Genomic DNA, 14,179 nt, shown 5'->3' on the forward strand with positions numbered 1-14,179 from the left:
CATGTCCAACAACCCAGCACAACAGCCAAAACAGCACCCCGCAGAACTCGACTGGCCTTTCTTTGACGACAGCCACCGCAGTTTCAAAGTCCGGCTGGATGCCTGGTGCAACGAGCATTTGGCCCACGCTCACCACGACGAAAGCCGCGATGCGGTGGATGCCGAATGCATCCGCCTTGTTCGCCTGCTGGGCAGCGGCGGTTGGCTCCGACACGCGGTGTCGGGCACGGACTATGGCGCAGCGTCTGACGTGATCGACACGCGCCAGCTGTGCCTGCTGCGCGAAACGCTGGCTTTTCACAACGGATTGTCCGACTTCGCATTTGCGATGCAGGGTCTGGGCACAGGGGCCATCAGCCTCATGGGCTCGGCTGACCAAAAGCAGCGCTACTTGCCGCGTGTGGCTTCAGGCCAAGCCCTGTCGGCCTTTGCGCTCAGCGAGCCCGAAGCAGGTTCCGACGTGGCCGCCATGCAGTGCAGCGCCACCGCCACGGCAGATGGCTATGTGCTGAACGGCCGCAAGACCTGGATCAGCAACGGCGGTATTGCCGACTTTTATGTGGTGTTCGCCCGCACGGGCGAAGCGCCCGGGGCGCGGGGCATCACCGCTTTCATTGTGGATGCCGACTCGCCCGGTTTGTCGATCGAAGAACGCATCGACGTGGTGGCGCCGCACCCGCTGGCCACGCTGAAATTTGACAACTGCAAGGTATCTGCAGCGCAGCGCATTGGCGATGCGGGCCAGGGCTTTAAGGTGGCCATGGCCACACTCGATGTGTTCCGCACCTCGGTGGCGGCAGCGGCTTTGGGGTTTGGGCGGCGTGCGCTGCACGAGTCCATCGCTTGGGCGCGCTCGCGCAAGATGTTTGGCCAAAGCTTGGGCGACTTTCAGATCACCCAAACCAAGATCGCGCAAATGGCCACCCTGCTGGACGCCGCCACGCTGCTCACCTACCGCGCCGCCTGGCTGCGCGATCAGGGCGCACGCATCACCCGCGAGGCGGCCATGGCCAAGATGACCGCCACCGAAAACGCGCAGCAGATCATCGACATGGCGGTGCAGATGCACGGCGGCATGGGCGTCAAAAAAGGCGTGATGGTGGAGTCGCTGTACCGCGAGATCCGGGCGCTGCGCATTTACGAAGGTGCGACCGAAGTGCAGCAACTGATCATCGGCAAGGATTTGTTGAAAGGTTGACATGAGCGACTGGAACACATTGCTGCCCAGCAGCCATACCGACAGCTTTGCGCGTGACCGGCTACCGCCCCAAGACCAGCTGCCCGTGTTCATGGCCGACCGGCCCGAGCTGGAGTACCCGGACCAACTCAACTGCGCCGTGGAATTGGTGGACCGGCATGTGCGCGAGGGAAAAGGTGAGCGCATCGCGCTGCATGGCGTGAGCGACTTCCACACGGGGGGAGGAGACTTCAGCTGGACCTATGCCCAGCTGCAGGACAAAACCAACCGCATCGCTCAGGTGCTGACACACGACATGGGTCTGGTGCCCGGCAACCGCATTTTGCTGCGCGGCGGCAACAGCCCCATGATGGCCGCGTGTTTGCTGGGCGCAATCAAGGCCGGCCTGGTGGCGGTGCCCACCATGCCGCTGCTGCGTGCGGGCGAGTTGGCGCAAATCATCGACAAAGCGCAGGTCAGCGCCGCGCTGTGCGACAGCTTGCTGGCCGACGAGTTGCAACATTGCATGACACCCGGCCACGCCAGTCACACGCCCAGCTTGAAACAAGCGCTGTATTTCCGCAGTGACGCTCCCGATGGCTTGGAGCAGCGCATGGCGCGGCAAAGTGGGGCGTACACCGCCCACCCGACCAGCCGCGACGACGTGTGCCTGATCGCGTTCACCAGTGGCACCACGGGCAAGCCCAAGGGCACCATGCACTTTCACCGCGATGTGCTGGCCATGTGTGATTTGTTCCCGCGCCACATCTTGCAGATGAACGAGAACGATGTGGTGTGCGGCACGCCGCCCATTGCCTTCACTTTCGGCTTGGGTGGTCTGCTGGCGTTCCCGCTGCGCTATGGCGCGAGTACCGTGCTGCTTGAAAAGCACACGCCCGAGACCTTGATGCAGACCATTGCCAAGTACCGAGCCACGCAGTGCTACACCGCGCCCACCATGTACCGCCAGATGGCGACGCTGACCAAAGGCGTTGACCTGTCCAGCCTCAAGCACCCCGTCTCGGCAGGCGAGGCCTTGCCCGACGCCACCCGCCAGCTGTGGAAGCAGGCCACGGGCATCGAGATGACCGACGGCATTGGCGGCACAGAAGTGATCCACATCTACATCTCCAGCGCGGGCGCGCAAGTGCGCCCCGGCAGCATTGGTCAGGTGGTGCCCGGCTATGTGGCGCAGATCGTGGGCGACGACATGCAGCCCGTGCCGCCCGGCACCGTGGGGCGCTTGGCCGTGCGCGGCCCCACAGGCTGCAAATACCTGGCCGACCCGCGCCAGCAAGACTATGTGAAAGACGGCTGGAACCTGCCCGGCGACACCTTTGTCATGGACGCCGATGGCTACTTCAGCTACCAGGCGCGCAACGACGACATGATCATCTCGGCGGGCTACAACATCGCAGGCCCCGAGGTGGAAGGCGCTTTGCTGCAACACCCGGCCGTGGCCGAATGCGGCGTGGTCGGCATGCCCGACGAAGACCGTGGGCACATCGTGCAGGCCTATGTGGTGCTCAAGCCCGGCCACACGGGTGATGCGGCCATGGAAAAAGCCCTGCAAGAGCACGTCAAGCAAACCATCGCCCCGTTCAAGTACCCGCGTAAGGTGGTCTTTCTGGACGCCTTGCCCCGCACGGAAACCGGCAAACTGCAGCGCTTCAAGTTGCGTCAAATTTCAGTCAACAAATAACTTTGCGGGACAGATCTTTAGCTCTGTCCCCAACTGATCAAAGGAAAAGCATGTTCAACGTCTTGCAACCCGAAGGCTGGGCGCCCGCCAAAGGCTATGCCAACGGCATCGAAGCGCGAGGCCGCATGGTGTTTGTGGCCGGCATGATCGGCTGGAACGGCCAAGCCCAATTCGAGACCGACGACTTTGTAGCCCAGTGCCGCCAAGCCCTGCAAAACATCGTCGACACGCTGGCCTGCGCGGGCGCTGGCCCGCAGCACATGGCCCGCATGACCTGGTACGTCAAAGACAAGAAGGAATACCTGGCACGCGGCAGGGAGCTGGGCAAGGTCTATCAGGAAGTCATTGGCAAGAACTATCCGGCCATGACGCTGGTGCAAGTGGCCGACTTGGTGGAAGACCGCGCCCAAGTTGAGATTGAAGTGACGGCGGTGGTGCCGGAGTGAGTGGATTCGCGCTTCGTCAGTTACGTTGCCAAGAAGGGTTAATTGTCCGCACCATCTGCAGCTTGTTATGAACCAAGCGTTTGGCAAGCAATAAAATCGAAGTTAAATTGATACCAAAGTAAATAATATGAAAATATTAATATATACTTAGTAACTTTAAATTTACTTCGAAAGGTTGCGAATGACAACATGGATCAAGCTGAGCTTTATTGCAAGTACTGTTGCAATACTGACAGGATGCGGTGGCGGTGGCGATGGTTCAAACGTAACAAACACTGATCCACAAGGCTTGTGGACTGGTGTCGCATCAACAGGCTACACAGTAAATACCGCTGTCCTAGAGACCGGTGAGACATGGGGTATCTATTCATCAGGCTCAACAATTTATGGTGCTCTCTATGGTTCAGCTGTTGTCAATGGGGCCAGCGTTTCCATCAACGGAACTGATTTCAACTTCGTAACAAATAGATCTACCAGCGGCAACCTAACTGGCACAGTCCAGGCAAAGTCATCAATGTCCTTAAGTGGCAACGGTGTCACCGTCCCTCTGACGTATCAATCGTCATATGACACACCGGCAACCGCTGCAAATGCAATGGGTACTTGGTCGTTTGTTGGAAGGTCTGGTGCCTACACATTGATTCCTGGCGCCATCACGATTGATAGCAATGGGCGTTTTGTTCTCAATCAAACCAACTGTATTACCACCGGTAGCATCGTCCCGCGTTCTGGCAGTAAGAACATTTACAACATTACGCTCTCATCCATTGGCAGTGGTTGTGCGGTTGGGCAAAGCACCCTGACTGGTGTAACGCACATTGATACTTCGGTCACACCTAACAAGTTATTGGCTCTAGCTCTCACCCCAAATAAGAGTGATGGCCTGATTGTTATCGGGACCAAGCAATAAGCACGTCATTGACAGGGATCATGCCCAAATGATTCTTGGCACCGCGCTGTTTCAGGGTGAACAGAAAATGGAGCAAAGGTGGCAGGAAAGTCCAATCAACATTCGGGTTGCAATTGGAGTCCAGCTAAATCTCTTTGGATGTCTCATTTAGGCTGATCTCGGACGTTCGAGCAAGGCACGCCGAATGACCGCTGTTGTCAGAAGCGGTTGAACGACTTGGAGCGGCCTGGCTGGCAGCTCCGCCCCTGGAAGCAGCCGTCTGGCCCGATGCTCACATGCGAACTGTTCGAGTGACGCTATCGCGTAACGCGACCGTCGCAGATCGATCCGAAGCGGTTGGTCGCATCGAATGGATGATTCCCGAATGCGCACCAAAGGCTTCGGCGACCGCTCGGTTAGCATTGACCGACTCAGAGAAGAAGGATTGAGAAAGTGCTGACCGACATCTTTGCAGACCGGTACAAAGACCAGCCGATCTGGTCCACATTTAGCGATCAAGAGCGCCGCCTGCTGACGCAGATCTACAACCTCATCAAGGAGGTCTATCCGTACTGGCGCGATGGTAAGGAAAACGCACCTAACGTCGCGAAGTACAAGGAGCTGCACGATCAGCTGGCTAACGAACTCGGACGCAAGGAGCTTGCCCCCCGCTACTACTCCTACACCCAGAAGAATGCGTTCGGCACAGACATGCCGGTCAGCGGCTGGTACTCATACGAGTACGTTTTCGAGCAGTTCCTAACCGGTCCATTCAATGACTCGTGGGACCCCGACGCATACATCAAGGCCCGCATCAGCCTGGTCGAGTTAGTGATGCGCAAGCGCGGCATCGAGATAGCAGCGATCAACTACCTCTTGCCCAGTGAAATCCGGGATGCAAGCATCAATGCGGCCAGGGCAAAAGGTCGCGGCCTGCGTTTACCGGGCGACCCATCTAAAGGCGTGATCGCCAGAAACAAGGCTGTCAACGATGCCTTCAACGCGAAGGTCGAAGAACTCAATGAGCGCTTCCGACGAGCTGGCGCGCCGCTTAACTATCACAACGGCTTCATCCAGTTCGCCACTGACCAGCTCGTGGAGCGCCAAATCTCGAAGCCGTTCTGGACCCTGGTCTCTGACCCAAAGTGGTCGAACGTCGATATAGACATGAAGGAGTCTCTGGACCAGCGTGACAGCAACGGCAAGGACCCCGCGATCTATGCAGCCAAGGCGCTAGAGAGCACGATCAAGATCATCTCGGCCGAGAAGGGATGGACTAGAGGCACGGAGCGCGGTGCGGCGCAGTACATCGACAACCTGATGAAGAAGGATCACGGCTTCCTTGACGTTTGGGAAGGCGAGATGCTGAAGGACTACTTCACCAAGGTTCGCAACGCGGTGGGCCACGGACCAGGCGATCAGCCTATGCCGACCCTGACTCTGCCGCAGACCGACTGGGCCATCGAAACCGCCATGTCATGGATCCGAACGATGGTCCGTCGACTGAAGTCATCTTGACCTGCTAGCGGCTGCCCGCTAAGGGTCGAGAGCATCTTTTCGACCCTCGGCGCAGCAGACGTTCGCTGAAGCTTGAGGCGGTGTTCGGCAGCCCGACTGTCTTGGACGGCTGCTCCGCCCCCGACAGCGGTCATCGCCGCCGGTATCCACGCAACCCGATGACGGCTTCCTGAACATCACCGTGAGCTCTGCGATCTGCTGCGGAGGACCGCAACCGCTGCATATAAGGCATCTATCAATACTGATTTTTTTGATAGTCAAGAAAAGACAGGGATCGGACCTATGCTGATGCAAGGCTCATTGATGGCTGTTAATACCAATTGCCGTGCTGCCGGACTCTGAACATCTGTAGGATATGCATCACATCAAACAATTGAAAGCGGTCTATTTGAGCTTGGCATCTGGAGTTTTCATCAAATCCTCCGAACAAGTAAGAAACTCATCTACCGCCGCGTTTGTTCGATTGCGGATAGGTTGTCCATCAGAACCCATCTTGGTATCGATTACCGTCAAGTCAAGATTGAATATGACGTCCTGTTGGCCGGGCTTCCTGTTAAACCCTACAACCAATTGTTTTTTCTCCGCAATTCCGGCAAAGGCGGCAATGACTTCATCGTCAAGTGAACCGACAAAAAGTGCATAGCCCTTGTTCTCTGCTTCCAGTCGAATTGCTTTTTTGGGTGCCCTACTATTCGGTCCACGAATAAACGCATTAGCAGGTGCAAATCCGTTTGTGGAGCCGAAGCCATCGAATGCGCCTACCTTCAACATATATGCAAGACCTGTCGTGGTGTGGGGGCGCAAGTAGAAGGAACCTACTAACTTGACCGGAGCTCCTTTCATCGTGCTGAAGTCACGCTTTAGAGCACCAAACTCCAAACCGCACGCAGTTAATGAACCGTCGGCAGACTCACGGTGGGGGATCACGTAAATCGTCCCTTCCAAGCGCTGGGCTAGTTGCGCCATATCTGCGGCGGGTTGAGCAGCAGCGCCCAAGCTCGTTAACCCAAGAAGTGCTGAAAGGACGAGATGCCTCATGTTTTTCCCCTGATTTTTCATTAATCTTAATCTATGCATATGCAAGATTGGAGAGCAACGAAGGTGCCAATAGCAACCTCAAAACTTGAAAGCGATTCAGCAGTTACCGTGACTGGTGTGTGTGGCGATCAGCCTCTCCAACATGAGCTTGAGTTGATGCGCCGGGTCCGAACCCAAGGCCGACACCACCTGCGCCTCATGCGCTTTGGCTTGCTTCAGCAGGGGCTGCACCTTGCGCCGACCAGCGGCTGTGAGTCTCACCAGGCTTTGCCGTTTGTCGTGTGTGGCGTCACAACGTTGGACCCACCCGGCACCCTGCATGCGTCCCACCAGCTTGGTCACGGTGGGTTGTTTGGCCAGCACGATGCTGGCGAGCTCGTTGATGCTCAAGCTGTCTTTGCCCGACAGGCTGGCCATCACGCGCCACTCCATCAGACTCAGGCCGTTGGCTTCCACCACGGCGTGGAATTCGCTCGAAATCAAATGGCTGGCCCGCGCCAGCAAGTAGGCCAGGTAGTCGTCAACAAAGCCGGGTGAAGAGGTCATGGGGCAGGGGCAAAACGTTGGGCTGTGCTCGATTGAAAGCCTCACATTACATGAAAATTCATATAAACTGTTTTTGAAGGCCGAAAACGGCTTGCCTTGGGTAGAGTTTCAGGAGACAAGCATGCTGGTAGAAAAGATCGAACACAAGTGGCTCGCGGCGTTCACCCGCACCTTCACGCTGTGCAAAGTGCAGCCCGGTGAGGTGGTGGCCATTTTGTCGGAGACGCAGTCGCGCCGTGTGAACGTCGAGTTGGCGCGCCTGGCATTGGAAGGCATGGGCGCCAAGGTGTTCGAAGTGACGTTGACCACGCCCGCACTCACCGCCCCCGCGCCTGTGCGCTCCACAGGCGCGAGTGACGCTATTGGGCAACTCGGCCCCGTGGTGGCCGCTTTGGCCCGCGCCGACATGGTGGTGGACTGCACCGTCGAAGGCCTGCTGCACGCGTCCGAGTTGCCTACCATCATGAAGGGCGTGGACGGCCGTATGCCGCGTCTGCTCATGGTGTCCAACGAGCATCCCGAAATTTTGGAACGCACCGTGCCCGATCCGGCGCTCGAAGGCGTGGTGCGCTCGGCCATGAAAAAGCTCCGCGCCGCACAGTTGATGCACGTCACGTCAGCCGCTGGAACTGACTTGCGCGTGAACCTGAAACAGGGCAACCAACAAGCGGTGGTCGGCGGTGTGTGGGGCTTTTGCACCAAGCCGGGCATGGTGTCGCACTGGCCTGGCGGCCTGGCGCTGGCGTTCCCGCCAGCGGGCAGCGTCAACGGCACGCTGGTCATGGCCCCGGGCGATGTGAACCTGACCTTCAAACGCTATTTGCGCGACACGATCCGTTTGACGATCGAGAACGACAGCGTGGTCGCCATCGAAGGGCAGGGCGTGGATGTGGACATGATGCGCGGCTACTACAAGGCCTGGGAAGACGCTGAAGGTCACCGCGCCTGCTATGCGGTGTCGCATGTGGGCTTTGGCCTGAACCCGGCGGCGCGTTGGGACGCCATGGCCTTTTACGACAAGCGCGACTGCAATGGCACCGAGCTGCGCGCATTTGCGGGCAACTTTTTGTATTCGACCGGGGCCAACGAAGTCGCGGGTCGCCACACGCTGGGCCACTTTGACCTGCCCATGCGCGGCTGCACCATCCGGCTCGACGGCGCGGTGGTGGTCGATGCCGGCCAAGTCGTGAGCGCGGCGCTGGCATGAGCGCGCCTGCCTTCACCGAAGTGGGTTTGCCCGCACAACCCGCTGTGGTCTTCTTGCACGGTGTGGGCGGTGGCCGACACGGCTGGGCAGCGCAGCAAGCGCATGTGGCCGCTTTGGGCTGGCGCAGCCTGGCCTGGGACATGCCCGGTTATGGCGACAGCCCTAGGGTCACCCCCTATGACTTTGCGCACTTGGCGCAAGCCCTCTGGCAAATGTTGGACGCGGCGCAGATCGACCAAGCCGTGTTGGTGGGCCACAGCATGGGGGCCATGGTCGCTCTGCAAGCCTGGACGCAAAAGCCAGAGCGCATCCGTGGCCTGCTGCTGGCTGCCAGCAGCCCGGCTTTTGGCCACAGCGATGGCGAATTTCAAAAGCAGTTTTTGGCGCAGCGCTTGGCCCCTCTGGAGGCGGGCAAAACCATGGGCGATATCGCCGACCGTTTGATCCCGTCGATGGTGGCGCCCGGCTGCACTGCCCCCGCGCTGACCCTGGCCCGCCAAGGCATGGCCGCCGTTGCGCCCGACACCTACCGCGCCGCCTTGCGTGCGCTGGTGCAGTTCGAGCAACGCGCCGCCTTGCCCACCATCACCGTGCCGGTGTTGTGCTTGGCGGCAGAACACGACCGCACCGCGCCGCCCGCCGTGATGGAAAAGATGGCGCAAAAAATTCCCGGCGCGCGCTACGCCTGTCTGGCGGGTGCGGGCCATTTGCTGCACTGCGAACAGCCCGAGGCGTTCAACGCCGAACTCGAAAAATTCTTGAAGGACATGCAACCATGACCGACATGCTAGACAAGACCATGCCGATTTGTGGCGACGACTACCCCCTGACTGAGAAACAGCAAAAGCTGATGGCATTGGCCCGTCAGCTGGGTCGTGAGAAGTTCGCCCCCCGCGCAGCGCAGCTCGACCGCGATGCGCAGTTTCCGTTTGCCAATTACGACGACATGCGCGACGCAGGTTTGCTGGCACTGTGCGTGCCTGAAGCGCATGGCGGCCAGGGTGCCGACTACGCGACCTATGCGATGGTGTCGGCCGAGATCGGTCGCTACTGCGGCGCCACCGCCCTCACCTTCAACATGCATGTCTGCACCATGCTCTGGAGTGGCCTGCTGTCAGAAGACCTGGAGATGACGCCCGAGCAGCGCGCCATCCACCGCCAGCACCAGGCCACGCACTTTGCCCGTGTGGTGAAAGACGGCGCGATTTACGCGCAGCCGTTTTCTGAAGGCGGCGCTGCCGCCTCAGGGGCGCAACCCTTTGGCACCCTGGCGGTCAAGGTGGAGGGTGGCTGGAAGGTCAACGGCAAGAAGATCTTTGCTTCCTTGTCCGATGCTGCCGATTACTTTGGCGTGCTGTGCACCGAGAAGAAAGAGGGCGCTGACCTGTCGCGCCGCGACACCCTGTACCTGGCCATACCCCGCACCGCGCCGGGCCTGACGATCGAAGGCGATTGGGACCCGCTGGGGATGCGCGCCACCGTGTCGCGCAATTTGATTTTCAAAGACGTGTTCGTGCCCGACGTCGCGGCGCTCATGCCGCAAGGTCTTTACTTTCAGGCCGCCAGCCGCTGGCCGCACATGTTCATGACGCTTTCGCCCACTTACATGGGCATCGCGCAAGCGGCGTACGACTTCACCGTGGCCTACCTGCGCGGCGAGATCCCGGGCACCGGCCCCGTCAAGCGCCGCCAGTTCGCGACCAAGCAAATCGCCGTGGCCGAGATGTTCATCAAGCTCGAACAAACCCGCAACCTGTTTTTGCGTGCCATCGAAGACGCCAAGGTGGACCCGAGCAAGTCCACCCGACTGCGCGCTTATGCCGCGCAGTACACCATCATGGAAAACGCACAAGACATCGCCCGCCTGGCCATCCGCACCTGCGGCGGCCAGTCCATGTTGAAAAGCTTGCCGCTGGAGCGCCTGTACCGCGATGCGCGTTGCGGCTCGCTCATGCTGCCCTGGACGGCCGAGCTGTGCATGGACCGCATTGGCCGCGAAGCCCTGTACGAACCCGGCGAAAAAGACGAGTGATGTTCGCCCAGGAAAGCAGCCTGATCGCGGCGCGCTTTGCGCAGTTGGCGCAGGAGTGCGGCGCTCAGCCCGCCATGACCTTCAGGGGGGACGAGCGCCAACCCGATCAGACCTTGGCCTACGACTTCGCCCAATTTTGGCGGCGCATCGAGCGGGTCACCGCGCACCTGCAATCTCACTGGGGTGTGCAGCCGGGTGACCGTGTGGCCTGGCTGGGCTTGAACCACGAACTGCAGCTGGTCACGCTGGTGGCCTGCGCCCGGCTGGGCGCGATTTTTTTGCCCCTGAACTTTCGCCTGGCCGTGCCCGAGTTGCAGCAGGTGATGCACGATGCGCAACCGCGCCTGCTGGTGCACGACAGCCACCACGCCGATACGGGCCAGGCACTGCAGGCCGAGGGCTTGCAGCACACCCACCACGATGAGCTGATCGCCAGCGCTTCGCCACGCGGTCTGCCGCTGCCCAAACTGCACTGGGATGTGCACAACGACCTGCCGCTGCTCTTGGTCTACACCTCGGGCACCACGGGTGTGCCCAAAGGCGCGGTGCACACGCAAGCGGCGCTGCTGGCCAACGCCCGCGCCAGCGCTTGGGCGCACGACTTTGTGCCGGGCGACAAGGTGCTGTCCACGCTGCCCCTGTTCCATGTGGGGGGCTTGTGCATTCAAACTTTGCCCGCGCTGCTGGCCGGTGTGCCGGTGGTGCTGCACCCGCGCTTTGATCCGTCTGCCTGGCTGGGTGAAATGAACACGAGCCAACCCTCTTTGTCATTGCTCGTGCCCGCCACCATGCGCGCCGTGTTTGAACACCCGCGCTGGGCCGAGACCTCGCTGGCCTGCCTGCGCGGCATCATGACCGGCTCGTCCACCGTGCCTGTGGCCTACCTGGATACGCTGCACGCGCGCGGCGTGCCTGTCGGCCAGGTGTATGGCACCACCGAGACCGGCCCCGTGTCCATCGTGCTGCGTTTGCCCGAGGCCATGGCCCGCGTGGGCGCTTCAGGCTGGCCGCACCCGGAGGCCCAGGTCAAACTGATCGGTGCACAAGGCCAGGAAGTCGGCCCCGGTGAAACGGGCGAAGTCTGCATCCGCGCTGCCAACCTGATGCGCGGCTACTGGCGTGCCGACGGCGAGTCCCACACGGGCCTGCAGGACGGCTGGTTTCATTCGGGTGACTTGGGCCAGCGCGCCGAAGACGGCTGCATCACCATCGTGGGCCGCAGCAAGGACATGATCATCTCCGGGGGCGAGAACATCTACCCGGCCGAAATCGAAAACCTGCTGGTCACACTGCCCGGCGTGGCCGAGTGCGCGGTGGTCGGCTTGCCCGATGTGCGCTGGGGCGAGGTGCCGGTGGCGGTGTTGGTGCGTACCAGCGATGCGGCAGGTCAGACCCTCGACGCCGAGGCCGTACTGCAGCATTTGCAAAGCCGAATTGCCCGGTTCAAATTGCCCCGGCGCGTGGTCTTCAGGGACAGCCTGCCCAAGAGCGCTTTGGGCAAGGTGCAAAAGCCCGCTTTGCTGGCGCTTTTGCACGGCACAAAACCTTGAATCTTCCCCCTTTCTTCCCCTGCGTGACAGCGTTTTTTATGCCGCGTGGCATCATCAGCGGGTTCATTCATTCAGAGGTTCAGAAGTTTAAATGTCACGTTATTTTTCACGTCGCCCGATCTTGGGTATGGCCGCTGCGGTCTTGTTGTCCACCACCTCGGTGGCTTGGGCCCAAGGCGCTTGGCCCAATAAGCCGGTCAAGATCGTGGTGCCTTTTGCGCCCGGCGGCACCACCGACATCCTGGCACGTGCGATTGCCCCGGACCTGAGCAAAGCGTTTGGTCAGTCTTTCATCATCGAAAACAAAGGCGGCGCAGGCGGTAACCTGGGTGCGGAACAAGTGGCCAAGTCGGCAGGCGACGGCTATACGCTGCTCATGGGCACCGTGGGTACGCACGGCATCAACAGCGCCCTGTATGCCAAGCTGCCCTACGATCCCTTCAAAGACTTCGCGCCCATCACCTTGGTCGCCGGTGTGCCCAATGTCATGGTGATCAATGCCGAGAAAGCCACGGCCAACAAGATCAACAGCGTCAACGACTTCATCAAGTTCGCCCGCGCCAACCCTGGCAAGCTGAACATGGCGTCGAGTGGCAACGGCACCTCCATCCATTTGGCGAGCGAGTTGTTCAAATCGCAAACCGGCACCTTCATGGCGCACATTCCCTACCGGGGTTCCGGTCCCGCCTTGCTCGATTTGGCCGGTGGCACCATGGACGTCATGTTCGACAACTTGCCTTCGGCCATACCGCTGATCAAGTCGGGCAAGCTCAAGGCCCTGGCCGTGACCAGCAGCCAGCGTTCCGCGGCCATGTCCGAGTTGCCCACCATCGAAGAGGCGGCTGGCCTCAGAGGTTTTGAAGCCAGCAGCTGGTTCGGTCTCTTGGCGCCAGCCGGCACACCCGCCGATGTGGTCAACCGCATTCAGCAGGAAGTGGCCAAGTCACTGGCTTCCCCTGCCATGAAAGAACGCCTGGCCACATTGGGCGCGATTCCCAGCGGCAACACGCCCGCGCAATTTGCAGCGCTCATTGAGTCAGAACACAAAAAGTGGGCTGAAGTGGTCAAGGTTTCGGGCGCCAAGGTCGACTGATGGCCTGGTTTGACGACTTCGAGCGCCAGACGCTCACCGTGGCGGGCTTGCCGGTGTGCTTTCGGCGCACCGCCGATTGGGCGGGGCAATCGCATTTGCCTGTGCTGGTTTTGCTGCACGGCTTTCCGCAAACCCATGTCATGTGGCAGCGCGTCGCGCAAAACTTGCGCGGCCGTTACCGGATCGTCATGCCCGATCTTCGTGGCTATGGCGATTCGTCCCATGCTGTGGGCGATGCGCAGCACCTGCATTACAGCAAGCGCGCCATGGCGCAAGAAGTCGTCGGCCTGCTCGATGTCTTGGGCGTGGGCGATTTTTTCTTGTGCGGTCACGACCGGGGCGGGCGCGTGGCGCACCGTTTGGCGCTCGACCACGCGCCGCGCGTCAAGAAGCTGTGCATCATCGACATTGCGCCGACCCTCGACATGTACAGCGGTCTTTGGGGCAAAACACTCGAGGTCTCCGGCCCGGTGACCGATCCGTACTTTGCGTTTGCACAGGCCTACTACCACTGGTTCCACCTGACGCAACCCGCACCCTTGCCCGAATTCATGATCGGCGGCAAGCCCAAGGCCTACCTGCACGCCAAGTTGGGCGGCTGGGGCAGCTTGGGGCTGGGTTTCATCGAGCCGCAAGCCCTGGCCGAATACGAACGCGCATTTTGCAACCCGGCGGTGAATGACAAGGGCTGGCCCGCGGCCATCCACAGCGCGGCCGAAGACTACCGCGCCAGCGCAGGCGTCGACCTGCAGCACGACGCAGACAGCCGTGCGCGTGGCGACAAAATCGCCTGCGACACCCTGGTGCTGTGGGGCGATCGCGGCGTGGTCAACCGCATGTTCAAGCCGGTCGAGCTCTGGCAGGCGCAATGCGCTGGCCGAGTCAGCGGTCAGCTGATGTCTTCAGGTCACTTCATTCCGGAAGAGCTGCCCGAGGCCACCAGCGAAGCCTTGGCCAAGTGGATGGTTTGACTGGGCTGGT

The 14,179-nt window shown here is 60.4% G+C and carries 13 protein-coding genes; 11 read left to right on the forward strand and 2 right to left on the reverse strand.

What is annotated here, in order from left to right:
• Position 1 precedes the first annotated feature (1 nt).
• The 5 genes from B472_RS12650 (at position 2) to B472_RS12665 (ending at position 5,732) form a co-directional block, all read left to right on the forward strand.
• Positions 2-1,198 (forward strand): acyl-CoA dehydrogenase family protein, encoded by a 1,197-nt coding sequence (locus B472_RS12650; protein ID WP_019427183.1) that lies wholly within the window; start codon positions 2-4, stop codon positions 1,196-1,198.
• A gap of 1 nt (position 1,199) precedes the next feature.
• Entirely contained in the window at positions 1,200-2,879 is a 1,680-nt protein-coding gene (locus B472_RS12655) for an AMP-binding protein (RefSeq protein ID WP_019427184.1), read from the forward strand.
• Positions 2,880-2,929: 50 nt separating this feature from the next.
• Complete coding sequence (locus tag B472_RS12660; RefSeq protein WP_019427185.1) at positions 2,930-3,325, forward strand: RidA family protein; 396 nt, start codon at positions 2,930-2,932, stop codon at positions 3,323-3,325.
• Positions 3,326-3,506: 181 nt separating this feature from the next.
• Positions 3,507-4,235 carry a hypothetical protein gene (locus B472_RS16965; RefSeq protein WP_133176092.1) on the forward strand — a complete coding sequence of 243 codons (729 nt, stop codon included), beginning with the start codon at positions 3,507-3,509 and terminating at the stop codon, positions 4,233-4,235.
• 432 nt (positions 4,236-4,667) lie between these two features.
• Positions 4,668-5,732 carry an AbiJ-NTD4 domain-containing protein gene (locus B472_RS12665; protein ID WP_019427187.1) on the forward strand — a complete coding sequence of 355 codons (1,065 nt, stop codon included), beginning with the start codon at positions 4,668-4,670 and terminating at the stop codon, positions 5,730-5,732.
• A 384-nt stretch (positions 5,733-6,116) separates the two neighbouring features.
• On the opposite strand, the gene B472_RS12670 is transcribed toward B472_RS12665, so the two are convergent.
• Positions 6,117-6,770, reverse strand: a complete 654-nt coding sequence (locus B472_RS12670) for a hypothetical protein (protein WP_133176093.1) — start codon at positions 6,768-6,770, stop codon at positions 6,117-6,119.
• A 96-nt stretch (positions 6,771-6,866) separates the two neighbouring features.
• Positions 6,867-7,316, reverse strand: a complete 450-nt coding sequence (locus tag B472_RS12675) for a MarR family winged helix-turn-helix transcriptional regulator (protein ID WP_019427189.1) — start codon at positions 7,314-7,316, stop codon at positions 6,867-6,869.
• Between the two features lie 121 nt (positions 7,317-7,437).
• On the opposite strand from B472_RS12675, the gene B472_RS12680 reads away from it, so the two are divergent.
• The 6 genes from B472_RS12680 (at position 7,438) to B472_RS12705 (ending at position 14,169) form a co-directional block, all read left to right on the forward strand.
• Positions 7,438-8,523, forward strand: coding sequence for a peptidase M29 (locus B472_RS12680; protein ID WP_026039584.1), 1,086 nt, complete (start codon positions 7,438-7,440; stop codon positions 8,521-8,523).
• Positions 8,520-9,302: an alpha/beta fold hydrolase gene (locus B472_RS12685; protein ID WP_019427191.1), complete on the forward strand. Its 783-nt coding sequence runs from the start codon at positions 8,520-8,522 to the stop codon at positions 9,300-9,302. Before B472_RS12680 ends, B472_RS12685 begins: the two co-directional genes overlap by 4 nt.
• Positions 9,299-10,555 carry an acyl-CoA dehydrogenase family protein gene (locus tag B472_RS12690; protein ID WP_019427192.1) on the forward strand — a complete coding sequence of 419 codons (1,257 nt, stop codon included), beginning with the start codon at positions 9,299-9,301 and terminating at the stop codon, positions 10,553-10,555. Before B472_RS12685 ends, B472_RS12690 begins: the two co-directional genes overlap by 4 nt.
• Positions 10,555-12,105, forward strand: a complete 1,551-nt coding sequence (locus B472_RS12695) for a class I adenylate-forming enzyme family protein (RefSeq protein ID WP_019427193.1) — start codon at positions 10,555-10,557, stop codon at positions 12,103-12,105. The genes B472_RS12690 and B472_RS12695 overlap by 1 nt, the downstream gene beginning before the upstream one ends.
• A gap of 127 nt (positions 12,106-12,232) precedes the next feature.
• Complete coding sequence (locus B472_RS12700) at positions 12,233-13,198, forward strand: tripartite tricarboxylate transporter substrate binding protein (protein WP_019427194.1); 966 nt, start codon at positions 12,233-12,235, stop codon at positions 13,196-13,198.
• Positions 13,198-14,169: an alpha/beta fold hydrolase gene (locus tag B472_RS12705; protein WP_019427195.1), complete on the forward strand. Its 972-nt coding sequence runs from the start codon at positions 13,198-13,200 to the stop codon at positions 14,167-14,169. The genes B472_RS12700 and B472_RS12705 overlap by 1 nt, the downstream gene beginning before the upstream one ends.
• The last annotated feature ends 10 nt before the right edge of the window (positions 14,170-14,179 follow it).

It is taken from the genome of Limnohabitans sp. Rim28 (genome assembly GCF_000293865.2).
Taxonomy (GTDB): Bacteria; Pseudomonadota; Gammaproteobacteria; order Burkholderiales; family Burkholderiaceae_C; genus Limnohabitans_A.

Excerpts from the sequence above, each read along its gene's own strand:
- B472_RS16965 (WP_133176092.1), top strand. The coding sequence starts at position 3,507 with ATGACAACATGGATCAAGCTGAGCTTTATTGCAAGTACTGTTGCAATA.
- B472_RS12655 (WP_019427184.1), top strand. The coding sequence starts at position 1,200 with ATGAGCGACTGGAACACATTGCTGCCCAGCAGCCATACCGACAGCTTT.
- B472_RS12685 (WP_019427191.1), top strand. The coding sequence starts at position 8,520 with ATGAGCGCGCCTGCCTTCACCGAAGTGGGTTTGCCCGCACAACCCGCT.
- B472_RS12680 (WP_026039584.1), top strand. The coding sequence starts at position 7,438 with ATGCTGGTAGAAAAGATCGAACACAAGTGGCTCGCGGCGTTCACCCGC.
- B472_RS12705 (WP_019427195.1), top strand. The coding sequence starts at position 13,198 with ATGGCCTGGTTTGACGACTTCGAGCGCCAGACGCTCACCGTGGCGGGC.
- B472_RS12675 (WP_019427189.1), bottom strand. The coding sequence starts at position 7,316 with ATGACCTCTTCACCCGGCTTTGTTGACGACTACCTGGCCTACTTGCTG.
- B472_RS12695 (WP_019427193.1), top strand. The coding sequence starts at position 10,555 with ATGTTCGCCCAGGAAAGCAGCCTGATCGCGGCGCGCTTTGCGCAGTTG.
- B472_RS12670 (WP_133176093.1), bottom strand. The coding sequence starts at position 6,770 with ATGAGGCATCTCGTCCTTTCAGCACTTCTTGGGTTAACGAGCTTGGGC.
- B472_RS12660 (WP_019427185.1), top strand. The coding sequence starts at position 2,930 with ATGTTCAACGTCTTGCAACCCGAAGGCTGGGCGCCCGCCAAAGGCTAT.
- B472_RS12650 (WP_019427183.1), top strand. The coding sequence starts at position 2 with ATGTCCAACAACCCAGCACAACAGCCAAAACAGCACCCCGCAGAACTC.
- B472_RS12700 (WP_019427194.1), top strand. The coding sequence starts at position 12,233 with ATGGCCGCTGCGGTCTTGTTGTCCACCACCTCGGTGGCTTGGGCCCAA.
- B472_RS12690 (WP_019427192.1), top strand. The coding sequence starts at position 9,299 with ATGACCGACATGCTAGACAAGACCATGCCGATTTGTGGCGACGACTAC.